The following is a 20,743-nucleotide window of genomic DNA, read 5'->3' as shown; positions in this document are numbered from 1 at the left end:
GCCGTCACCCGCGCACGTACCACCCCCACGCCTCAGTGCTGGTGTATTCGGTGATCTGCTTGGTTTCCAGGTAGTTGCTGAACCCCCATTCGCCCAGTTCGCGGCCGATGCCGCTTTGTTTGTAGCCGCCCCAAGGGGCCTGGACGAAGGTGGGTTGTGAGCAGTTGATCCAGACGATGCCGACCCGCAGCGCGCGGGCCACACGTTGGCAGCGGGCGGTGTCGGCGGACATCACCGCAGCGGCCAGGCCGTAGTGGCTGTGGTTGGCTTGGGCGATGGCGTCAGCTTCGTCGTGGAAGGTGCGCACGGCCAGTACCGGGCCGAAGATTTCTTCGCACCACAGGGCGCTGTCGGCGGGCACGTCGGTGAAAATCGTCGGTTCAACGAACCAGCCTGCGTCCAGGTGCGTCGGGCGCTGGCCGCCGCACAGCAGGGTGGCGCCGTCACGTTGGGCCTGGGCGATGGCCTCGAGCACTTTGTGGTATTGACCGGCGCTAACCAGCGGGCCGAGCAGGGTGCCGTCGGCCAGGCCGTCGCCGATGGGTATCTGTTTGGCCTGGGCCACCAGGCGCTCGATCAATTGTGGGTAGAGGCCTTCTTGCACCAACAGGCGCGAGGTGGCGGAGCACACTTGGCCCTGGTTGAAGAAGATGCCCATCAGCACCCACTCCACGGCGGCATCGAGGTCACTGTCATCGAAGACGATAAACGCCGATTTGCCGCCCAGCTCCAGGCTGATGTTTTTCAGGTCCTGGGCGGCGGCCTGCATGATGCGCCGGCCGGTGGGCACGCTGCCGGTGAAGGCCAGTTTGTCCACGCCGGGGTGGGCGCTCAAGGGCGCACCGCAGTCGGGGCCCAGGCCAGTGACCACGTTGAGCACGCCATTGGGCAGGCCGGCAGCTTCGGCGGCAGCGGCCAGTTCGAGGGCGCTCAGCGGGGTGATTTCCGAGGGTTTTAACACCGCGGTGCAGCCGGCGGCCAAGGCCGGGGCGACTTTCCAGGCGGCCATCAGCAGCGGGTAATTCCACGGCGTGACCAGCCCGGCGACGCCGATCGGTTCGCGCACGGTATGGCAGCGAAAACGCTCGTCCGGCAGGGCCAGGGGCTGGCCTTCGCTGCTCAGGGTTTCGGCCATCTGGGCATAGAACTCGAAGCAGCCGATGGCGTCGGCGACGTCCCACTGCGCCTCGGCCAGCGGCTTGCCGTTGTCGAGCACTTCAAGGTGGATCAGCTGTTCTTTGCGGCTTTCCAGGTAGGCCGCCATGGCCCGTAGGTAGCTCGCGCGCTCGGCGCCGCTGAGGGTCGGCCAGGGGCCTTGATCGAAGGCACGTCGGGCAGCAGCGACTGCTTTGTCGATGTCCCGGGCATCGCCTGCGGCGACCTGGTGCAGCAGCGCTTCGGTCGCCGGGTTGTACACGGCAAACCGTTCGCCGCTGCTGGCGGGCAGCCATTGGCCATCGATATACAGGTGTTCGCGCATTGCCATTTCTCCGTCCACGGGCGCCAAAAGCACCGAGCCTAGCGTCGGCTGCGGTGGCGATGAAGAGGGCGCTTGTTGCTATGGCGTTGCAGCGGGTCCGCTGCGATGGGCTTGCTGCAGGTACAGCTTGGGCGACAGCCCGGTGTGTTGCTTGAAACAGCGGTAGAAGGTCGACAGCGAGTTGAAGCCGGCAGCTTGGGCCAGCTCGTCGATGCGCGCCGGTGCGGCATCGGCTTGTATGCGTTCGAGTACCTCGGCCAGGCGCAGTTGATTGAGAAAACTGTAGAAGCTCTGGCCGCGTACCTGGTTGAGGAAAAACGAGATTTGGTTGCGCGTGTAGCCGGTGGCGGCGGCTACTTGCGGCAGGTCCAACGCCGGGTTGAGGTAGGCCTTGCTCTGCTGGAAATACTGCTGCAGGTCGTTGGCCAGGGCGCCCACCTGGCGCGCGGACAAACCCAGGCGGCTGACCGTGTCGGCGCGTTCGCGGGCGGCGGGTTTCTGCGTGGCGTTGCTGACCAGTACCGCGTATTCGTTGACCTTGAAGATCAGCCCGTTGCGCACCGACAAGGCTTCGATGGCATTCAGCGACACCAGGCCATCGCTGCCCTTGAGGGTGACCTGGTATTGCAGCACGGCGGTGTCGCCATCAATCAGCAAACGTTCGGTGTAGGTCTGCAATTCTTCGGCGCCGACGGGCATGCTCGCCGCCAGGTAGTCGCGCAGTTGCGCGTGGCTGATGCGGCGGTTTTGCAGCAGGTCGTGGTAGTCGATGGACGGGTCGTAGAGGGCCATCAGGGCATCCAGGTCACGCTGCTTCCAGGCCTGGTGGTAGGCGAGGATCACGGCATGGGTGGTGGTCCCGGCGGGGTCGGCGTGGAAGGTGGGCGAGGTGGGCAAATCAGGGACTTTCACAACAGGCTCCAGCACACGAATTCAGGTGGCGCGGCGCGTTGCCGAGCACCGCGCGCCAGGCAGTATTCCAGAACCGGCAGATTTCCGCGCGTGCCCGCTGCAAGGCGCACGCCCTCGTAAACCCACCGCGCTTTCCTTTAGAACATGCCCATCCCTTCGTTACGGAGCACCTGTGCATGCCAGCCATTTCTCCTCAGCAGGCGTTGTCTGCGGCCCGGCCTTATCCCTATTGGCTGGAGACCCGCACCAGCGTCGACCCGGCGCCGCGGCTGGCGGCGGACATCAGTGCCGACCTGGCGATTGTCGGTGGCGGCTTCGTCGGTTTGTGGACCGCCTTGCTCGCCCGCCAACGTTGGCCGCAGGCCAGCATCGTGGTGCTCGAAGCCGGGCAGTGCGGCAGCGAAGCCAGCGGGCGCAATGGTGGTTTCTGCGCGCCGAGCATTTCCCACGGGGTGGGCAATGCGCTGCGCCGCTGGCCGAACGAGGCCGAGCAACTTATACGCTTGGGCCGCGACAACCTCAGTGCCTTCTCCGAGGATTTGCAGCAGTTCGGCCTGCAGGTGGAGTTCGAACTGGCCGGCAAACTCAACGTCGCCAGCCAGCCCTGGCAGGTGGATGGTTTGCACGCCATGCAGCGCAACTACCAGCGCTTTGGCATCGACTGCGAGTTTCTCCAGGGCGACGCACTCAAGGCCCGCCTGGATTCGCCCGCCTATGTGGCCGGAGTGTTCGAGCCCAATTACGCCTTGCTCAACCCCGTGAAAATGGTCGGCGAACTGCGCCGTGTGTGCCTGGAGCAGGGCGTGCAGCTGTTCGAGCATTCACCGGTGACCGGCGTGCGCCAAGACGGCAATCAACAATTGCTCAGCACCGGCCTGGGCACGGTGAGAACCGGCAAAGTGGCATTGGCCACCAACATTGCTCCGCCGCTTCTGGGCAAATTGAAATCGGCGGTGGTGCCGATCTATGACTATGCGTTGGTCACCGAACCGCTGAGCGACGCACAACTGGCCGCCATCGGCTGGCGCGAACGCTACGGCATTGCCGATAGCGGCAACCAGTTCCACTACCTGCGCAAAACCGCCGACAACCGCATGCTCTGGGGCGGCTACGACGCCATCTACCACTACGGCAGCCAGCGCGACGAAGCGCTGACCCAGCGCCCGCAAAGTTTTCTGCGCCTGGCCGAACAATTCCAGGCGACCTTCCCGGCCCTGGCCGAGGTGCCGTTCAGCCACGCCTGGGGCGGCATCATCGACACCTCGGCGCGCACCACGATGTTCACCGGCACCGCCGCCAATGGCCAGGTCGCCTATGCCTTGGGTTTTACCGGGCAGGGCGTGTCGGCCAGCCGTTTTGCCGCCCTGTCCCTGCTCGATCTGCTCGAAGGCATCAGCAGCGAGCGCACCCAGTTGGCGATGACCTCCACCGCGCCGTTTCCCTTTCCGCCAGAGCCGCTGCGTTATGCCGGCATCAGCCTGGCGCAGCGCGCGCTCGCCGAGGAAGACCGCACTGGCCAACGCAGCCTGCTGCTCAAGGGCTTCGATGCTCTGGGCATTGGCTTCGATTCCTGACTTCTACGCCCAATGGACACGACCATGACCCCGCAACACGTTATTGATTTTGCCAACCCGCAACTGGCCCCGGTGGAGTTCGAAACCAACGACCCGCAGGCCGTCGACACCCCCTATACCGCCCGCAGCTGGCGGCACTTTGTGGAGCCCGATAAAAAGGCCACCGCCGGCATCTGGGAAGCGCCACCGCACCTGGAACGCTGCGAGTGTGACTACGACGAACTCTGCCACCTGCTCGAAGGCCAGGTGCGCTTGACCGATAGCGAGGGGGTCAGCCGCGAGTTCAATGCCGGGGATACGTTTGTGGTGGCGGCGGGGTTTAAGGGGACGTGGGAGAACCTGACCAAGGTGCGCAAGGTTTTTATGATTTTGCGTGGGTGATAGATCGCTTCGCGGCTGAAGCCGCTCCTACAGGATTGTGCAGGCCGTAGGAGCGGCTTTAGCCGCGATTCTCTTCAACCCACCCGCTCAATCAACTCCAACTCCCTTACCAACCAATCCGCAAACGCCTTGGCCAGCTCGTTGGCCCCGCGCGGCGGCATGATGATGAAGTAGGGATGCGGCGCCGGAAACTCGATATCGAACAAGCGAATCAATGTGCCTTGGGCCAGTTGCTCGCCGGCCAGAATATGGTCGCTGATGGTGATGCCAGCCCCGGCAATTGCGGCGCCGATGGTCAGCGAGGCGTTGGGCAGGTAGATGTTCTGCCGGCCTTGCAGGCTGGGGATGCCGGCGGCGAGAAAGTAGCGGCTCCAGTCGTGGCCATCGTCTTCGTGCAGCAGCACCTGGCGCGCCAGGTCGCGGGGTTTGCGCAAGGGCTCGCTGCCATTGAGCAGGCGCGGGCTGCACACCGGGAAGTAGAGGATGTCGCCAAGCGCGGCAATGCGCTGGCCTTCCACTTCGCTGTCGCCGAACGAAATCACCATGTCCACGCCCTGATTGGCGTGTTCGATGGAGAGCAGATGCAACGCCACATCGGGGTAGTCACGCAGAAAACGATCGAGCATGCCGGAGATGCGCGCGAGCAGCGCCGGCGCGCAGGCGATGCGCAAATTGCCGGCCGGGGTGGCGGTGGGCAGGGCGGTCTGAATATCGCGCAATTGCTCGAACGCACCATTCACCAACTGGCTGAGCTTGCGCCCGGCCGAGGTCAGGTGCACGCCCTTGCCGTGGCGTTCCACCAGCGCTACTTCCAATTCTTCTTCCAGCTTCTTGATCTGGTGGCTGATGGCGCTGTGGGTGACGTGCAGCTCCAGCGCTGCAGCCCCCGTGCTGCCTTGCCTGACGAGTGCTTCAAAAGCGCGCAAGGCGATCAGCGAAGGCAGGCGGCGTGTGGCTTTCAGGTGCATGGCGGGTAATTTTTATGTGAATTGAATTCACACGAAACCTAGAAAACAAATCATTTGATGTCAATTAAATTTGCCGTGACGATAGGGTCACAAGACGGCGCCAAGCGCCCATCGAACACGAGGTAGTTCCCATGTCGGTTCCCCATGAGCATTTCGTCGACCTGCTGAAGCTGGGCAAGCAATACGGCGAAACCCGTGCGTTGAGCGACCTGACGCTGCACATCAAGCGCGGCGAATTTCTCACCCTGCTGGGCCCTTCCGGCTCGGGAAAAAGCACCACCTTGATGATGCTCGCCGGCTTCGAACAGCCGAGCGAAGGGCAGATTCTCTGCAATGGTCAGGACATCACCGGGCTGCCCGCCGACCAGCGCAATTTCGGCGTGGTGTTCCAGGGGTATGCGCTGTTCCCGCACATGACCGTGGAGCAGAACATTGCCTACCCGCTCAAGGTGCGCAAAGTACCGCCGGCGCAGATCGCCGAGCGTGTCGGGCGCATGCTCGAACGGGTAGGTCTGGAGGGCAAAGGCCAGCGCGGCATTCAGCAGTTGTCCGGCGGCCAGCAACAGCGGGTGGCCCTGGCCCGTGCGCTGGTATTCGAACCGCCGTTGCTGCTGCTCGATGAACCGCTGTCCGCCCTCGACCGTCGCCTGCGTCAGGAAATGCAGGTGGAACTGGCGCGCATGCACAAAGAATTCGGCACCACCTTTGTGTTCGTCACCCATGACCAGGAAGAAGCCCTGGCGCTGTCCGACCGGGTGGCGGTGTTCAACCACGGCCGCCTGGAACAACTGGGTACGCCGCAAGAGGTTTACGAGCGCCCAGCCAGCCGTTTTGTCGCCAACTTTCTCGGCGACACCAACCTGCTTGGCGTCGACAGCATCAGCCGCCAGGACGATGGCGTGGTGTGCAGCTACCAGGGCCGCCCGTTACGCGTCAGCCAGGCCGACCAACGCTCGCTGCCGGTCGCCGGCAGCAGCAGCTGGCTGGCGATTCGCCCGGAGCATGTCGACCTGCAGCCCTTCAGCCAGGCCGGCATCGGCAATGGCGTGGTGGCGCACATGGAGCACCTCACTTACCTGGGTACCCATGTCAGCGTCGACTTGCGCACCGTCGATGCCCAGGCCATGGCACTGCGCATTCCGGTCAGCCACCCGCTGCTGCGCAGCGTGGAAAAAGGCCAGCCGTATTGGTGCGCCTGGTCCGAGCAGCATGGCCATCTGATTTCCAACTAAAACAGCCGCATTCCTAAAAACAACAGCTCGATCACCTGCCGCCACTCTCGAAGGGGAATCTAGGATGAAAGACCAACAGCGCTTTATCGACGACGCCGTAGACATCGCCCAGCAGCGCCTGCAAGCCGGCACCCTCAGCCGCCGCAGCTTCACCCAACTGATGGCCTTGATGGCGGCCGCCGCCGGCATGGGGCCGCTGCGTCACGCCTTCGCCGATGGCGGTTCGCTGGTGGTGGCGAACTGGGGTGGCGATGCGGTGCCGGCGTTTGAAAAGAGCTTCTCCGGCTTCAACGCCGCCAGCGGTTTGAAGCTGATGGTCGATGGCAGTGGCCCCACCGAAGGCGCGGTGAAAACCCAGGTGAACAGCGGCGCGGTGCGTTGGGATGTGTGCGACGGCGAGATGTACTCCTCCTACCGCCTGGGCAAGGAGGGGGTGTTGGCGCCCATCGATTACGGCGTGGTCGACAAGTCGCTGATCGGCTACGGCGACATCCACGAGTTCGGCCTGGCCAACTACACCTACAGCTACGTGATCGGTTATGACGCAAAGAAATTCGGCAAAAATCCGCCGAAAAGCTGGGCCGATTTCTGGGACGTGAAGAAGTACCCGGGCAAACGCACCCTGTACAAATGGATGAGCGCCAACCTCGAATGCGCACTGCTGGCCGACGGCGTGCCGGCCGACCAACTGTACCCGCTGGATGTCGACCGCGCCCTGCGCAAGATCGAAGAGCTGATGCCGCACGTGGTAACCCACTGGTCCACCGGCGCCGAGTCGCAGCAGCTGTTGCGTGACGGTGAAGTGAGCATGGGGCAGATGTGGCACACCCGCGCCGAGCTGGTGAAGCAGGACACCGGCGGTGCCATCGACTGGACCTTCGACAACGCCATCGTCGCCCCTTCGGTGTGGTTCGTGCCGAAAAACAATCCCGCTGGCGCCGCCAACGCGATGAAGTTCATCGCCTACGCCCTGCGCCCGGAAGTGCAGGCGCGGCTGATGGAGGTCTACAACATGGGCCCGGTCGACTCCAAGGTGAACAGCCTGCTGTCCGCCGAATTGCAGCGCATCAACCCGACGGCGCCAGACAACCTGAGCAAACAGGTGTCGATGAACAACCTGTGGTACGCCGACCACTACAGCGAAACCCTCGACCGTTACCTGGCGCTGATTGGTGGTTGATATGGCCATTGCCAAAGGAAGAGCCGGGCAGGGCACGCTGCGCATCTACGCGCTGCTGATTCTGCCGCTGCCGCTGTTGATTCTGCTCGGTTACCTGTTGCCGACCCTTGGTGTGCTGGGCTGGAGCCTCAGCCTGCCCAAGGTCGGCCTGCAGAACTATGCGGCCATTGTCGACAGCGCGGCGATTCAGGCGGTGATCTGGCGCACCTTGCGCATCTGCCTGCTGACTACGTTGATCAGCGTGGCCATCGCCTACCTGATCGCCTTTCGCTGGCGATTTGCCTCGGCGCGTGGGCGGCTGATGATCGAGTTGTTCGTGCTGCTGCCGTTCTGGCTGTCGATGCTGATTCGTGCGTTCGCCTGGCTGGTACTGCTGCGCAACGACGGCCTGATCAACCAGGGCCTTTTGGGCCTGGGGCTGGTGGACGAACCCCTGGCGCTGGTGCGTAACGAGTTGGGCGCGCTGATCGGCATGGTGCATTTCATGGTGCCGTACGCGGTATTGCCGCTGTTGTCGTCGATGAGCCAGGTCGATGACCGCCTGCTGCGGGCGGCCAGCAGCCTGGGGGCAGGGCGCTGGCTGAGCCTGCGCGATGTGTTCTTGCCACTGACCCTGCCGGGCGTGGCAGCGGCCTCGGCGACGGTGTTCGTGTTCAGCCTCGGTTGCTTCGTCACGCCGGCGCTGCTGGGCGGCGGTAAGGCGGCGATGCTGGCCGAGAGTATCTATATCCAGATGTTCCAACTCTCCAACTGGGGGCTGGGCGCGGCACTGAGCATCGTGCTGATGGCAATGGTGGCGGTGTGCGCCGTGGTGTTTGGCAAGTTGGTCGGCTTCGGCCGCTTTACCGGGAGGCAGGCATGAGTACGGTACGCACCTTGAGCAGCGCCAGCGTGGCGATTGCCGCGCCTCGGGGCTACAAGCCGCCGCTGAATATTGCCAAGTTGCTGTCGCTGGCCGCCCTGTTGTTGGCTGCGCTGTTTCTGCTGCTGCCAATTCTGGTGATCGTGCCGCTGTCGTTCGGTGACCAGCGCTACCTGTCGTTCCCGGACGGTGCCTGGTCGCTGCGCCACTACCTGACGTTGCTCGACAGTGCCTGGCTCAGCTCGATTGTGCAGAGCCTCGGCCTGGCCGTGGGGGTGGGGGTGGTCAGCACCGTGCTGTCGTTTCTGTTCGCCACCGGCATCTGGCTGGAGCCGCGTTACCGCGTGCTGCTGACCGCCACTGTGCTGCTGCCGATGATCGTGCCGCAGGTGGTGTCGGCCATGTCGATTTATTACCTCGGCGCGCGGGTGCAGCAGTTGGACTCCTTGATCGGCGTCGGCTTCGGCCACCTGATGATGGCCTTGCCGTACTCGCTGATCGCCATGCTGGTGGCCTACAGCCGGCTCGACACCAGCCTGTACAAAGCCTCGCGCTCCCTCGGCGCCGGACTGGGCATGACCATCCGCCAGGTGCTGATGCCCAACGTGCGGGGCGGCCTGGCCGGGAGTTTTTTCATGGCCTTCATCATGTCCTGGGAGGAGGTGGTGGTGACCCTGTTCACCAGCGGCCTGCACGTGATCACCCTGCCCAAGCGCATCTGGGATGGCCTGCGCTACAACCTCGACCCGGCCATCGCCGCGGTGTCCACCGTGATGGTACTGATCACCCTGGTGGTGTTGCTGGTGCGCATGTACCGGCATGACCACAGCTCATCACCGGGCCGCTAGCCGGCCCAGGCTTCAACGCATTACTCAGTAAAAAAACCAGAACACACCAAGCACCTTTTCCCTAAGGAGGGATTCCTCATGATGACTGCTTTTCCACTGCGCACTTACCGTCAACGTATCGAAGCCGTTAAGCGCCGCATGAGCGAGCGTGGCCTCGATGCGCTGGTGATCAACTACCCGGACAACATCAACTACCTGACCGGTTTCGACAGCCTGGGGTTTCTTTGGTACCAGGCACTGATCATCTCGCCGAAACTGGCCAACCCGATCTTCCTCACCCGCACCAGCGAAGAGCCGTGCACCTACGAACTGTCGTGCCTGGAAGAGGGCATCTTCTACGACATCGCCAAGCAGGACCCGCTGCGCATCGTCGCCGATTCCCTTGAAGGCCTGGGCCTGAGCCAGGGCCGCATCGGCCTGGAAATGCAGGCTTCGACCTTCAGCGCGCTGCAATACACCACGCTGCTGCGCCATATGCCGCACGCCCATTTTGAAGATGCTTCGGTGGTAGTGGCAGAAGAGCGGCTGATCAAAACCGCCGAAGAAATCGAATACCAACGCAGCGCCGCACGCATGGCCGACCAGGGCATGCGCGCCGCGTTTGAAGCGCTGCGTCCGGGCATGTCGGAAGTACAGATCTCCGGCATCGTCGCCAAAGCCCTGGGTGATGCCGGCAGCGAGTACGCTGCCATCAGCCCGATGTGCGCCACCGGCCGGCGTAGCACCATGACCCACGCCATGCCGCACCGCCTGACCATCAGCCCGGGTGACGTGGTGATCCTCGAGCACGCCGGGGTGTGCAACCGTTACCACGCCATTTTGATGCGCACCGCGGTCATCGGTAAGCCGACCGCACGGGTGCGTGAGGTGTCGACCCTGCTCACCGAAGCCTTCAACGCCGCCGTCGATATCGCCAAACCGGGCACCCCGGTGGGCGAGGCCAACCGCGTGTGCAACGAGATTCTCGACCGCATCGACCTGTCGCGTACCCGCGTGCACCGCATCGGCTACAGCCTGGGCCTGGCGTACCCGCCGACCTGGCTGGAAGCGATGATGGTCGACGAAGCCGATGACCATGTGTTCCAGCCGAACATGTCGTTCTCCATCGAACCCAACCTGTCGCTGTACAAAGAAGGCTTTGGGCTGAAATTGGGCGACACCGTTTTGTGCGGCAAAGACGGCTCGCAGAGCCTCTCGGAGATTCCACCCGAGCTGCACGTGATCGACTGAGGAACACGGCATGAGCAAAGCAATGGATGTGTTCTGGCACGACGACGTACTGCGCCACGACACCGGGTTTGGCGTGTTCGAAGCGCCGCCCAGTGACCTGCTGGACCACCAGACCCAGCACCCGGAAAGCAGCCCGCGCCTGGTCAACATGCGTGCGGTACTGCGCAATGGCCCGGTGGCTGAGCAGTTGGCCTGGCATGCCGGGCGGCACGCCAGCGAGGCCGAGCTGCTGCGCTTTCACACGGCAGATTACCTGCGCAGTATCGAAAGCGCCGATGGCAGTGGCCGGCGTTTCAGCAGCACCACGCTGATGAATCCTGGCAGCCTGTCCGGCTTGTTGGCTGCCGCGGGTACCAGCATCGCGGCCCTGGAGCAAACCCTGGCCAGCCGCCGTCCGGCCATGGCCCTGGTGCGCCCACCAGGCCACCACGCGGCGCCGGCCATGGCCGATGGGTACTGCTTCTTCAACAACGTGGCCGTGGCGGCTCAGGCCGCGCGTGCTGCGGGCCTGGAGCGCGTGGCCATCGTCGACTGGGACGTGCACCACGGCAACGGCACCCAGGCCGGCTTCTATGCCGACCCGACGGTGCTGACCATCTCCCTGCACATGGACCACGGCGCCTGGGGCCCCAGCCACCCGCAAACCGGTGCGGTGGATGAGCGTGGCGAAGGCGCGGGCGAGGGCAGCAACCTGAATATCCCGCTGCCGATGGGCGCCGATGACTTGACCTACGCGATGGCCTTCGAGCGGTTTGTGGCGCCGGCAATCAAAGCGTTCGCACCGCAACTGCTGATCATCGCCAACGGCCTGGACGCCTCGCAGTTCGACCCCAACGGCCGCCAGTTGCTGACCATGCAAGGCTTCAACCACCTGGCCCAACGTGCTCGACAGTTGGCCGACGAACTCTGCGAAGGACGGCTGCTGGTGGTGCAGGAGGGCGGCTACAACCCGGCCTACAGCGCCTACTGCCTGCATGCCGCCACGCAAGGGTTTATCGGCCAGGCCTCAAGCCTGCCGGACCCGTTGGCGTATATGCCGGCGTTTGCCGGGCGTAGTGAGGCGGATATTGAAGCGTTGGCGCAAGCGTTGGAGAAAGTGGGGTGGCGGTTCTAACGCATCGCGGCAGAAGCGTTCCCACGCTAGACCGCGACCCTTGTGGGAGAAGCTTCAGCCTCGATTGGCCGGGCCTGGAAAAGGTGGGGCTTGGGTGGACATGCCAGAAGCATCGCGGCTAAAGCCGCTCCTACGAGGCCGGTGTCGTCCTTTTGCCGGAGCAGTGGCGCGCCCTTGTTGTTCAAGCGCCCTGCAGTACTTTGAGCGCTGCGCTTGCCAGAAAGCCCGAACGGCTTTTTTGGTCCGGATGGCTTTTCACATAGTCATCAATACGCTTGAGCAGGTAACCCGGCAGGGTGATGTTCAGCTTTTCGGCGCGGCCCATATATTGGGTCACGTCGATATCCACCAACGCCCAGATACAGCCAGCAAAGTCGGGGTTTGCTGCGTGTACGGTTACTTTGTTGGCGATCGGAATAGCGCCACCCTCTTCGGCCAGCAGTTGCAAATGGCCTTCAATGGCTTCGCGCGCCATGGCCATCGCATCGTCTAGATCATCGCCCGCCGAAAAACAGCCTGGGATGTCGGGTACTTCAACCCCCCAGGCGTGGTCATCATCACCGGGAAGGATTGCGATTGGATAAAGCATGGTCTGGTTTCCTTCTAAGCTAAAAATGCGCCGGTCAGGGTGAGCTGAGCTTGTTTCAAAATGCTGTTTACCGTTTTGATCTGTAAGTCTTTTTTCGGGTGAGGAATCGTTACTAAGCCACTCTTTGTGGGGTGTTTAAAGTGATGGTGGCTTCCCGTGACCCGAACCAGATACCAACCATCGGCCATGACCGTTGCTATCAGCTTGCGGCTATTTTTGCTGCCCATTTCTGCTTCCTGCTGGTGGGTATAATAACCACCGTTGAAGATTTATCAACACTATACCCACCGAGTATTCCTGTTCAGCCAAACGAAACTGCCGCTCCGATATGCAAAGGACGTGTGATTTATCTTTTCTGAATGAGGTAAAGGTCGCGGACAGTGGCGTGTTGGTGGTCGCAAGTGGGCACATTCAGAGGAGGCACGCCCTGCTGATACATGCCAAAAAAGCATCAAAAATATTCAGGAAAGGAACTGGCCAGTGATCACGAGCGCTCTCTTTAATAGCTGCTCTTATCGCTAAAACGCATTGGTCCTGAATTTAATATGAGCAAACGCCCGAATTTCCTGCTGATTGTCGCCGATGACTTGGGCTTCTCCGACCTCGGTGCCTTTGGTGGCGAGATCGACACGCCGAACCTTGATGCGCTGGCCAGCGCCGGTTTGCGCCTAACCGATTTTCACGCCGCTTCGGCCTGTTCACCCACCCGCGCCATGCTGCTCACGGGCACTGACCACCACTTGGCTGGCATCGGCGCGATGGCGGAGTTCAGCGACGAAACCATCCGCCGTAATCCCGGTTACGAAGGCCACTTGAACCAACGCGTGGTCAGCATTGCCGAGCTCTTGCGCGATGCCGGTTACCACACGCTGATCTCCGGCAAATGGCACCTGGGACGCACGCCGGAAACCTCGGCAGCGGCGCGTGGTTTCGAGCGAGCGTTCATTCTTGAAGGCGCCGCGCATAACCACTACGGCTGGGCACCCGACGTACCCGCGCACAAAATGCCGCGCCTGCTGCATGCGGTGGAAGGCACCTACCGCGACGGCCTTGAGCCACTCACCGAGCTGCCCAAAGACTTCTACTCCTCCGACGCCTTCACCACGCGCCTACTCGACTACCTGGGTGAACGCCCGGCGGATGACGACCGGCCGTTCTTTGCCTATTTGCCCTTTTCCGCGCCGCACTTTCCGCTGCAGGCGCCGGATGAATTGATCGCCAAATACCAAGGCCGCTACGACGGCGGCCCCGATGTTTTGCGTGAGCAGCGTCTGCTGCGACTCAAGGAACTGGGCCTGGTGGCGGCCGATGTCGAGGCGCACCCAGTGGTGGCCAACACGCCGAACTGGCATGAATTGGACGAGGAGGGGCGGCAACAATCGGCGCGCGCCATGGAGGTGTATGCCGCCATGGTCGACCGCCTGGATTGGAACGTTGGCCGGGTGGTCGAACACTTGCGCGCCAGCGGCGAGCTGGACAACACCGTGGTGATTTTCCTCTCCGACAACGGTGCCGAAGGTGCTGCCCTGGAAGCGCTGCCCATCGTCGGCAAGCGCGCCCAGCGTTTTATCGGCAAACACTACGACAACAGTCTGGATAACGTCGGTCGCGCCAACTCGTATGTCTGGTATGGCCCGCGCTGGGCCCAGGCAGCCACGGCGCCGTCGCGCCAGTTCAAGCTGTTCACCAGCCAGGGCGGCATCCGCGTGCCGGCGTTTATCACCTGGCCGGGCCTACAGCGACAGGGCACCATCAGCCATGAGTTTTCCACGGTCATGGATATCGTGCCGACGCTACTGGAACTGGCCGGCGCCAGTCACCCTGGCAGCCGTTATCAAGGCCGCGAGGTGCTGCCGATTCGCGGCCGTTCGTTGCTGGCGTATCTGCAAGGCCACCAGGAACTGCCCCACAGCCAGGACGAAACCACCGGCTGGGAACTGTTCCGCGCCCGTGCCATGCGCCAAGGGGACTGGAAGGCCTTGTACATTCCCAAACCGGATGGCCCCGGCCGCTGGCAGCTCTACAACCTCAAACGCGACCCCGGCGAAATCCACGACCTGGCCGATGCCGAACCGGAACGCCTGCGCGCGTTGGTCGAGCATTGGCAACGTTATGTGGATGAAACCGGGGTGCTCGACTTCAGCTTCGGCGGGCGGTTGTTGCGTGAGGTGGGGCGCGGCCTTGTGCGGCTGTTTACGCGGCAGCCAAGGACGTTGTGAGCCGCGTTCTCGCTCGCACGCCGCTCGCAGGTTAGGCGGGAAAAGCCTGCTGGCACAGCGCGGGCAACAGTTTACCGGCGGCGCCGATCAGCGAGTGTTCGTTGTCCGCGCGGCATTCCACCGGCTGCATATTGATGTGGATAACGTTCGCGCCAGCCTCCAGCGCCACCTGTGGAATCAGCGCCGCCGGCATCACCACGCCCGAGGTGCCGATCGACAACAGGCAATCGCAACGCTTGGCCGCATCCATCGCCGTGCGTATCGCGCGCTCCGGCAACGCCTCGCCAAACCACACCACTCCCGGTCGCGCACGGCCGTTGCAACCTTGGCAGCGCGGCGGCTCCTGCGGCCCGTTAACCGCCACTGAAGTCGGCTCCAGCGCTATCGGCCGATTGCAGGCAAAGCAACGGGGGTGGTGCAGGCTGCCATGCAGATGAATCACCTCAGGGCTGCCGGCGCGCTCATGCAGGTCATCGACATTCTGGGTAATCAGGGTCAGCTCAGGCACCTGCCGAGCCAGCGCGGCAATCGCCCGATGCGCTGGATTGGGTTGCGCCTTGAGCACCTGCAAGCGCCGCGACTCATACCAACCCCAGACCAGCGCCGGGTCACGGCGAAACGCCTCAGCCGTCGCCAACTGCGCCGGGTCGTAGCGTTCCCACAACCCGGTCAACGCATCACGAAAGGTCGCAATACCGCTTTCCGCCGACACCCCGGCGCCGGTGAAAACCACCAGGTGTTTGGCATCGCGGATGAGTTCGAAGAGGGGCATGGGTGGCCTGGCTAAGGAAAAAAAGTGGGGTGAGTGATCGTTGCTTATCTGCGCCTGCTCGCGCCAGGTGCGACTCGCGGGTCCGGGGTCTAAAAGCGGGTGACCAGGGTGTGGGGGTTATCCATGCTGCAGCGCCGCGGTCAGGTGATGCAGCGCTTGTGTCTCAACGGCGCCTTGGTCTTCGTGCTCGTTGAACACGGCGCAGGTGGCGCTGCGGCCCTCATGCCGGCAGTGATAGACCGCAATATTGCTGCCCGGCCCGCTGCCGGTATGGCCGCGCAGGGTCAGGCCGTTGTGGGTGACGCCGCTCATCAAGCCTAGGGCATACCCCGGCGCCGCCCATGGTCGACCGGGTAGGGGGCCGCCGAGCACGCGGGTGTTTTGCAAATCTTCGAGCAGGGTGCGGGGCAGCAGGTCGCTAGTGAGCAAGCGCTCCAGCAACAACGCGGCCTCAGCGAGCGAGCCTATCAGCAAACCGTGGTAGACCCAGCCGGGGTGGTAACCAGCTGCTACGCCCAAGTCGACGACGCTCAGTTGTTCCGGAGTGGTCGCCAGGGTGATCGCCGACAACTCCAGTGGGCGGAAGAGGCGTTGTTGCAGGGCCTCCTGCAGCGGCAAATCAGTGCTGCGTTCGATCAGTTGCGCGACGTAGCTGTAACCCACATTGGAGTAGCGCCATTGGCTGCCCGGCGGATAACGCAGGCGACCTGCCTCCAGGCGCTGCAGCATTTCGTTGAGCGGCCATGGTGTATCACCGGCAGCGACAGCGGCATGGTAGGCCGGCAGTTCTGAATAATCGGCCAGGCCGGCTTGGTGCTGCAGCAGTTGGCGCAGGGTGAAGGGCCCGGCGGCGACCTGATCATCCAGGCCGAGCAAACCGTCACGCACCAGCGTTAACGCAGTGGCCGCCAACACGGTTTTGCCGAAGCTCCACCAGGGTACGACCGTCTCCGGTTGGGCAGAGGGAAGTGGCTCGCCGTTGGCGACAAGGGAATAGCGCATGGGGGCGGACTGTCCTTTTAAATCGGGCAAAGGCTGCGTGTTCACAACTTGATGGCTTGTAACGTGTAACTCAGCGGCAGCCGCCAGGGCTGGTCTTTGAGCCGCCACTCGCCATCATCGCCCAGGACCATTTGCCCAGGCAGCGCTTGCCAGGGAATGCTCTGATGCTCGTCCAGGGCGGTGAGTGCCAGGCCGTGGCGCAGCAGGGCGGAGACTACTTCGCCGAGACCGTGGTTCCACTCATGGGTGATGGTGGCGTTGAGCGTGGCGTCGGCTTGCACATAGGTGCTGTCGTCGTCCCATACCGTCGGTTCGGCGCGCTCGAAGTACGGCCGGGTAATCCGCAGTTCGTGCGGGCAGTCCTCGTCCACCGCCAACAGCATTGGGTGGCCTTCACGTAGAAACAGCCGGCCGCCGGGTTTCAGCAGGGCGGCTACCGTGCGCGCCCAGTCATCGATGCTGGGCAACCAGACCAAGGCGCCGATGCCGGTGTAGACCAGGTCGAAACTGCCGGCGTCCAACACCTGCGTCGCGTCATCCACCGACGCCTCGACATAGTCGATAGCGGCGCCACAAGCGGCGGCCAATTGGTGGGCCTGCGCAAGCGATGCCGCGGAGAAATCCAGCCCGCTCATGCTTGCTCCCAGGCGTGCCAGGGACAGGGTGTCGGTGCCGATGTGGCACTGCAGATGAACGCCGTTCAAGCCGCTGATGTCACCAAGGCGCGGCAGGTCAAAGCGCACCACCGCCGACAGGTGCGTGGGGTCGGCGAGAAAATGCGCCACTTCATAGTCCGGCGAAGCCGCATGCAGCGCGGCGCGCTCGTTCCAGTTGGCTTTGTTCAACTCGAGTGACTTGTGCATAAGGCAATCCGTTGCGGTGAGGTGAGGCGGAGCGATGTCAGTCGCTGGGCAATTGTGTGTTGGCGATCAAACCCAGGCTCTGGGTAAAGCGCAACAGATAGCCGTCCGGGTCTTGCAGCAGACAATTCAGCTCGCCGTGGGAGTGGTCGTCCTGGCGATACCAGCGCTCTTCAATCGGCTTGCGTAAGGCAAGGCCGGCTTGGCTGATAGCGGCGGCCAAGGCGCGAACGTCAGGGCACTGAATCGAGAGGTTGAGGCCTCGGCCAAAGGGCTGCTCCAGTGGGCCGACACGCCATGGCGAGTCGCTGAGGTCGTCCTGTTCGAGCATCAACTGGCTGCCGTGGAAAGACAGGAAGGCGAACTTGTCCTCGGGGCGTTGGTACTCGATATGGAAGCCCAGCACATTGCAGTAGAAGGCCAGGCTTTGCGCGAGGTCGGTGACGATCAGCTCGGGCACCAGCGGGTTCATCTTGTCCATAAGGGGGCTTGAGTCCTTGTTGCGGTTCTGTCGCCTGCGGAGCTTGGCCAGCACAGGGCCGGATGGTCGGGTAACCTAGCGCTATCCGTCTTGAGTGGCTAGCGGGTTATGGCAAACATTTACGATGCGCGAGGCAACCGGTACGCGGTTGTCACCCCCGAGCAACTGCGTGCGGCCGGGGTGCAAATGCCGGCGGCGGCCGAGCAGGCCGCTGCCTGTTCGGCCCGCTGGGCGAATGCTGCAGTTGAGCTGTTTTGCGCAGGCGAGGGCGGCTGGAAGCAGCACGCTACAGATGGCCTGTTGGTGGGGCCTTTCCAGCAGGCCGCACCGTTTGATCTGCTGATTGTGAACACCGACGGTTCCCTTGCCGAGCGCAGTGGCAATGGTTTGACCATCTTTGCTCAATCGCTGATGGACACGGGCCTGATCAGTTCCGGAGCGCAATTCACGTTACGCGTGCATCACCTTGGCCGTGACAGTGGTTCACCGGTTTGCACGCCACTTTCATCCGCCGAGCACCAGGGCATTGAGGGTTTCTGGCTGGACATGGGGGCGCCTGCGTTTGGCGCCGAGGCGGTAGCTGCCAAGGACAATCTGAGCGCCACGTCGAGCCCGGCTGTTCACCGCGTAGGCGCGTTAGCGGCAGTGAACCCAGGCTGGCAGCGAAGTGTTTTTGTCCGGCTGGGCAACCCGCATTGCGTGTCGTTGCTTCACTCTCCGGCCGAGCTGCCCGAGATGGCCTGGCTTCGCACCACAGGTTTCGATGCCCTGCGCGCGATCGCCTTTTCTTCTGCTGAGGTGAACGGCAAGCAGGGCGCCGGCTTGGGCGACCCCTGTGCCAATGGCATCAACCTTCAATGGGCCGTGGCGCTGAACCAACGAAGCGTCTTGGCGCGGGTGTTTGAGCGCGGTGAGGGAGCGACGCTGTCATCCGGCACCAGCGCTTGTGCGGTGGCCAGCGCGATGTGGAAGGACGGGCAACTCGTCGCCGGTGATGTGCAGGTCGAGATGCCAGGAGGTATCGCGCCTATTCGCCTGGTGGAGAACAACGCCGCGCTGGAGCATGTCTGGCTGTTTGGCGCAGCCAGCAAACTGCCAGGGCACGTATAACGCACCCTGGCATCGGCGATTAACCGAGGCTGAAGCGCGCCGTGTTGTCGTTCAGCGCGCGACTGCCCTTGCTCAAACGGTCGGCCGCCTGGTTCACCGCGCGGGCGCCGTCGAGCAGGCGGATGGCGGCTTGGTCGACTTGCTGGATGCTGCCGCTGACGGCGTCGGCGGTGGTGGCTTGTTCTTCTACGGCGGTGGCGATCTGCGCCAGGGTGTCGCTGACGCCCTGAACGGCGCTGGCGATTTCGCTGAGGCTGACGCCCAGGCCGGTCACGGCGGTGGCGTCGCTTTGCGCCTGGCCGCAGGCGGCTTCCATCAGTTCCACCGCTTGGCGCACGGTGCTGCGCAGGCTTTCCACGGTGGTGGCGATCTGCAGGGTGGAGGTCTGGGTGCGTTGCGACAGGCTGCGCACTTCGTCGGCCACCACGGCAAACCCGCGGCCCTGTTCGCCGGCACGGGCGGCTTCGATGGCGGCGTTGAGGGCCAACAGGTTGGTCTGTTCGGCGATGCCGCGAATGCTGTCGACCACCGATTGAATCTGTTGCCCCTGATCACTGACCCGGCCCAGCGCTTCGGCGGTTTCACCCAGACGCTGGTTAAGGCCCTGAATGCTGGCGGTGGTGCGCTCGCTGTCGCGGTTGCTGGCTTCGGCGATGGCACGGGTCTGGCGTACGCTGGCCGAGGCCAGTTCGCAGCTCTTGGAAACGCCCAGCGAGGTGGCCGCCAGTTCCGTAGCGGCGGTGGCGATCTGGCTGATCTGGTGTTGCTGCGCTTCCACCTCGCCCAAGGTGTCGGTGGACTGCGAGTTGAGGGTGATCACCGCGTCGCCAAGCTGTTGGGTCTCGTGATTGACGCCCAGCAGGCTGGTGCGCAGTTGCACCACGGCCAGGTTCAGCGCGGTGCTGATGGCCGCCAGTTCATCACGGCCTTGCACCTCCACTTCCACGCACAGATTGCCGTCACGCAGGGACTGGGCGAGGGTGGTGATGCCACTGGCGCTACGGCGAATCGAGCTTTGCAGGCAGATGAACAGGTAGACCGCCGCCAGCAGCAGAATGGCAAACGCGGCCACCACCGGAATGGCCTGGGCGATGGCGCGGTTGTGGTAGAAGTCCAGGCGTGCGTCGAGTGCTTTGAGGGCTTGCTGGCGCAGGTCGCTGAGGGTTTTCAGCAGGCTGTCCATGGTGTGCTGGAAGGCCGGCGCTTTCATGTTGATGGTGTCGCCGAACAGGCCGTCATCCAGGGCCTTGAGGTCGCTGTTGAGCTGTTGCTGGGTGCTCGCGTACTGCTCGGCCCAGGTGCTGAGTTGGGCGGGCAGCTTGGCTTGCAGGGTGGCGCCGGTTTTATCCAGTTGCGCCCGGGCATCGTTGATGCGGCCGCGCAGGTCACGCAGTTGCAGGCGGCTTTGCAGGCTGAACTGGCCGGCGGCGACGGAAGCTTCCCCCATGCTGGCCAGGCGGCCGACACGTTCGAACATGTCCGGCGCCTGTTGGGTGGCGATCTGCATCAGCAGGTAGCCTTCCACCGATGGCTCCAGAGTCAGGCCGCTGTCCATCGCGATCTGGTCGCGCAGGCCTTGCAGGCTGGCTTTGAGGGCGGTGAAACGGTCCAACGCATCCGGCCACCAGCCCACGGTGCGCAGGCTGGCGAGCTCCAGTTGCGGCACGGCGGCTTGCAGTTCTTGCAGACGTTTTTGTACCTCGTCACTGGCGCCTTCGCTGCTTAGCGCGGCCGCGAATTCTTCGATACTTTGGCGCAGCGCCGGCATCGAGTTGTCCAGTTGGCTGATGGCTTGCTGGGCTTCCGGGCCCGGCACGCGGGCGGTGTCCACGGCCTTCCAGCGCGCGGCCAGGTTGCGCCGGCTGGAGAGCTGCACGTCCACCGCATCGAGCGCCAGCAACTGGCGCACGCCGCTGTGTTCTTTGGCGA

The 20,743-nt window shown here is 63.4% G+C and carries 20 protein-coding genes; 10 read left to right on the top strand and 10 right to left on the bottom strand.

Annotated elements, in window-relative coordinates:
• Positions 1–4: 4 nt before the first annotated feature.
• Both C8K61_RS13600 and C8K61_RS13595 read right to left on the bottom strand, forming a co-directional pair.
• Positions 5–1,480 (bottom strand): aldehyde dehydrogenase family protein, encoded by a 1,476-nt coding sequence (locus C8K61_RS13600; RefSeq protein ID WP_218277814.1) that lies wholly within the window; start codon positions 1,478–1,480, stop codon positions 5–7.
• Between the two features lie 78 nt (positions 1,481–1,558).
• Positions 1,559–2,392, bottom strand: a complete 834-nt coding sequence (locus C8K61_RS13595; protein WP_108096789.1) for a nuclear transport factor 2 family protein — start codon at positions 2,390–2,392, stop codon at positions 1,559–1,561.
• Positions 2,393–2,568: 176 nt separating this feature from the next.
• Here C8K61_RS13595 and C8K61_RS13590 point away from each other — a divergent pair, with 176 nt between their 5' ends.
• Both C8K61_RS13590 and C8K61_RS13585 read left to right on the top strand, forming a co-directional pair.
• Positions 2,569–3,966, top strand: coding sequence for an FAD-binding oxidoreductase (locus tag C8K61_RS13590; RefSeq protein ID WP_108096788.1), 1,398 nt, complete (start codon positions 2,569–2,571; stop codon positions 3,964–3,966).
• Between the two features lie 24 nt (positions 3,967–3,990).
• Positions 3,991–4,347: a cupin domain-containing protein gene (locus tag C8K61_RS13585; RefSeq protein WP_256589427.1), complete on the top strand. Its 357-nt coding sequence runs from the start codon at positions 3,991–3,993 to the stop codon at positions 4,345–4,347.
• Between the two features lie 74 nt (positions 4,348–4,421).
• Here the strand turns inward: C8K61_RS13585 and C8K61_RS13580 are convergent, their stop codons facing one another.
• A complete protein-coding gene (locus C8K61_RS13580; RefSeq protein ID WP_108096786.1) occupies positions 4,422–5,315 on the bottom strand; it encodes a LysR substrate-binding domain-containing protein in 894 nt (297 codons plus the stop codon).
• 131 nt (positions 5,316–5,446) lie between these two features.
• Here C8K61_RS13580 and C8K61_RS13575 point away from each other — a divergent pair, with 131 nt between their 5' ends.
• The 6 genes from C8K61_RS13575 (at position 5,447) to C8K61_RS13550 (ending at position 11,781) form a co-directional block, all read left to right on the top strand.
• Positions 5,447–6,547 carry an ABC transporter ATP-binding protein gene (locus tag C8K61_RS13575; protein ID WP_178086452.1) on the top strand — a complete coding sequence of 367 codons (1,101 nt, stop codon included), beginning with the start codon at positions 5,447–5,449 and terminating at the stop codon, positions 6,545–6,547.
• Between the two features lie 64 nt (positions 6,548–6,611).
• A complete protein-coding gene (locus C8K61_RS13570; RefSeq protein ID WP_108096785.1) occupies positions 6,612–7,727 on the top strand; it encodes an ABC transporter substrate-binding protein in 1,116 nt (371 codons plus the stop codon).
• Position 7,728: 1 nt separating this feature from the next.
• A complete protein-coding gene (locus C8K61_RS13565) occupies positions 7,729–8,589 on the top strand; it encodes an ABC transporter permease (protein WP_108096784.1) in 861 nt (286 codons plus the stop codon).
• Positions 8,586–9,437: an ABC transporter permease gene (locus C8K61_RS13560; protein WP_108096783.1), complete on the top strand. Its 852-nt coding sequence runs from the start codon at positions 8,586–8,588 to the stop codon at positions 9,435–9,437. The genes C8K61_RS13565 and C8K61_RS13560 overlap by 4 nt, the downstream gene beginning before the upstream one ends.
• Before the next feature lie 78 nt (positions 9,438–9,515).
• Positions 9,516–10,667 carry a Xaa-Pro peptidase family protein gene (locus C8K61_RS13555; protein ID WP_108096782.1) on the top strand — a complete coding sequence of 384 codons (1,152 nt, stop codon included), beginning with the start codon at positions 9,516–9,518 and terminating at the stop codon, positions 10,665–10,667.
• 10 nt (positions 10,668–10,677) lie between these two features.
• Positions 10,678–11,781, top strand: a complete 1,104-nt coding sequence (locus C8K61_RS13550) for a hypothetical protein (protein ID WP_256589426.1) — start codon at positions 10,678–10,680, stop codon at positions 11,779–11,781.
• A gap of 181 nt (positions 11,782–11,962) precedes the next feature.
• Here C8K61_RS13550 and C8K61_RS13545 read toward each other — a convergent pair whose 3' ends face one another.
• On the bottom strand, positions 11,963–12,370 hold the full coding sequence (locus C8K61_RS13545; protein WP_108096781.1) for a type II toxin-antitoxin system HicB family antitoxin: 408 nt from the start codon (positions 12,368–12,370) through the stop codon (positions 11,963–11,965).
• A gap of 14 nt (positions 12,371–12,384) precedes the next feature.
• The gene (locus tag C8K61_RS13540) at positions 12,385–12,597 is read right to left on the bottom strand and encodes a type II toxin-antitoxin system HicA family toxin (RefSeq protein ID WP_108096780.1); all 213 of its coding nucleotides are present in this window, start codon (positions 12,595–12,597) and stop codon (positions 12,385–12,387) included.
• A 318-nt stretch (positions 12,598–12,915) separates the two neighbouring features.
• Between C8K61_RS13540 and C8K61_RS13535 the strand changes: the two genes are divergently transcribed.
• Positions 12,916–14,589: an arylsulfatase gene (locus C8K61_RS13535; protein WP_108096779.1), complete on the top strand. Its 1,674-nt coding sequence runs from the start codon at positions 12,916–12,918 to the stop codon at positions 14,587–14,589.
• Between the two features lie 31 nt (positions 14,590–14,620).
• Here C8K61_RS13535 and C8K61_RS13530 read toward each other — a convergent pair whose 3' ends face one another.
• From C8K61_RS13530 to C8K61_RS13515, 4 genes are all read right to left on the bottom strand, one after another.
• Entirely contained in the window at positions 14,621–15,361 is a 741-nt protein-coding gene (locus C8K61_RS13530; RefSeq protein ID WP_108096778.1) for an NAD-dependent deacylase, read from the bottom strand.
• Between the two features lie 117 nt (positions 15,362–15,478).
• Positions 15,479–16,363, bottom strand: coding sequence for a serine hydrolase (locus C8K61_RS13525; protein ID WP_108096777.1), 885 nt, complete (start codon positions 16,361–16,363; stop codon positions 15,479–15,481).
• Positions 16,364–16,404: 41 nt separating this feature from the next.
• Positions 16,405–17,226, bottom strand: coding sequence for a bifunctional 2-polyprenyl-6-hydroxyphenol methylase/3-demethylubiquinol 3-O-methyltransferase UbiG (locus C8K61_RS13520; protein WP_108096776.1), 822 nt, complete (start codon positions 17,224–17,226; stop codon positions 16,405–16,407).
• A gap of 37 nt (positions 17,227–17,263) precedes the next feature.
• Positions 17,264–17,704 carry a VOC family protein gene (locus C8K61_RS13515; RefSeq protein ID WP_108096775.1) on the bottom strand — a complete coding sequence of 147 codons (441 nt, stop codon included), beginning with the start codon at positions 17,702–17,704 and terminating at the stop codon, positions 17,264–17,266.
• Between the two features lie 108 nt (positions 17,705–17,812).
• On the opposite strand from C8K61_RS13515, the gene C8K61_RS13510 reads away from it, so the two are divergent.
• Complete coding sequence (locus tag C8K61_RS13510) at positions 17,813–18,814, top strand: diaminopimelate epimerase (protein ID WP_108096774.1); 1,002 nt, start codon at positions 17,813–17,815, stop codon at positions 18,812–18,814.
• A 19-nt stretch (positions 18,815–18,833) separates the two neighbouring features.
• On the opposite strand, the gene C8K61_RS27235 is transcribed toward C8K61_RS13510, so the two are convergent.
• Positions 18,834–19,997, bottom strand: a complete 1,164-nt coding sequence (locus C8K61_RS27235; protein ID WP_371919994.1) for a methyl-accepting chemotaxis protein — start codon at positions 19,995–19,997, stop codon at positions 18,834–18,836.
• Between the last annotated feature and the right edge of the window lie 746 nt (positions 19,998–20,743).

The organism is Pseudomonas sp. GV071 (assembly GCF_003050835.1).
GTDB lineage: Bacteria > Pseudomonadota > Gammaproteobacteria > Pseudomonadales > Pseudomonadaceae > Aquipseudomonas.
Note: the sequence above shows the minus strand (reverse complement) of the source record. Positions and strands in the feature narration are given on the sequence as shown.

What these genes read in the sequence shown, in the direction of transcription:
- C8K61_RS13600 (WP_218277814.1), bottom strand. Translation starts at nt 1,480, where the DNA reads ATGCGCGAACACCTGTATATCGATGGCCAATGGCTGCCCGCCAGCAGC.
- C8K61_RS13590 (WP_108096788.1), top strand. Translation starts at nt 2,569, where the DNA reads ATGCCAGCCATTTCTCCTCAGCAGGCGTTGTCTGCGGCCCGGCCTTAT.
- C8K61_RS13585 (WP_256589427.1), top strand. Translation starts at nt 3,991, where the DNA reads ATGACCCCGCAACACGTTATTGATTTTGCCAACCCGCAACTGGCCCCG.
- C8K61_RS13580 (WP_108096786.1), bottom strand. Translation starts at nt 5,315, where the DNA reads ATGCACCTGAAAGCCACACGCCGCCTGCCTTCGCTGATCGCCTTGCGC.
- C8K61_RS13575 (WP_178086452.1), top strand. Translation starts at nt 5,447, where the DNA reads ATGTCGGTTCCCCATGAGCATTTCGTCGACCTGCTGAAGCTGGGCAAG.
- C8K61_RS13570 (WP_108096785.1), top strand. Translation starts at nt 6,612, where the DNA reads ATGAAAGACCAACAGCGCTTTATCGACGACGCCGTAGACATCGCCCAG.
- C8K61_RS13565 (WP_108096784.1), top strand. Translation starts at nt 7,729, where the DNA reads ATGGCCATTGCCAAAGGAAGAGCCGGGCAGGGCACGCTGCGCATCTAC.
- C8K61_RS13560 (WP_108096783.1), top strand. Translation starts at nt 8,586, where the DNA reads ATGAGTACGGTACGCACCTTGAGCAGCGCCAGCGTGGCGATTGCCGCG.
- C8K61_RS13555 (WP_108096782.1), top strand. Translation starts at nt 9,516, where the DNA reads ATGATGACTGCTTTTCCACTGCGCACTTACCGTCAACGTATCGAAGCC.
- C8K61_RS13550 (WP_256589426.1), top strand. Translation starts at nt 10,678, where the DNA reads ATGAGCAAAGCAATGGATGTGTTCTGGCACGACGACGTACTGCGCCAC.
- C8K61_RS13545 (WP_108096781.1), bottom strand. Translation starts at nt 12,370, where the DNA reads ATGCTTTATCCAATCGCAATCCTTCCCGGTGATGATGACCACGCCTGG.
- C8K61_RS13540 (WP_108096780.1), bottom strand. Translation starts at nt 12,597, where the DNA reads ATGGGCAGCAAAAATAGCCGCAAGCTGATAGCAACGGTCATGGCCGAT.
- C8K61_RS13535 (WP_108096779.1), top strand. Translation starts at nt 12,916, where the DNA reads ATGAGCAAACGCCCGAATTTCCTGCTGATTGTCGCCGATGACTTGGGC.
- C8K61_RS13530 (WP_108096778.1), bottom strand. Translation starts at nt 15,361, where the DNA reads ATGCCCCTCTTCGAACTCATCCGCGATGCCAAACACCTGGTGGTTTTC.
- C8K61_RS13525 (WP_108096777.1), bottom strand. Translation starts at nt 16,363, where the DNA reads ATGCGCTATTCCCTTGTCGCCAACGGCGAGCCACTTCCCTCTGCCCAA.
- C8K61_RS13520 (WP_108096776.1), bottom strand. Translation starts at nt 17,226, where the DNA reads ATGCACAAGTCACTCGAGTTGAACAAAGCCAACTGGAACGAGCGCGCC.
- C8K61_RS13515 (WP_108096775.1), bottom strand. Translation starts at nt 17,704, where the DNA reads ATGGACAAGATGAACCCGCTGGTGCCCGAGCTGATCGTCACCGACCTC.
- C8K61_RS13510 (WP_108096774.1), top strand. Translation starts at nt 17,813, where the DNA reads ATGGCAAACATTTACGATGCGCGAGGCAACCGGTACGCGGTTGTCACC.
- C8K61_RS27235 (WP_371919994.1), bottom strand. Translation starts at nt 19,997, where the DNA reads ATGGACAGCCTGCTGAAAACCCTCAGCGACCTGCGCCAGCAAGCCCTC.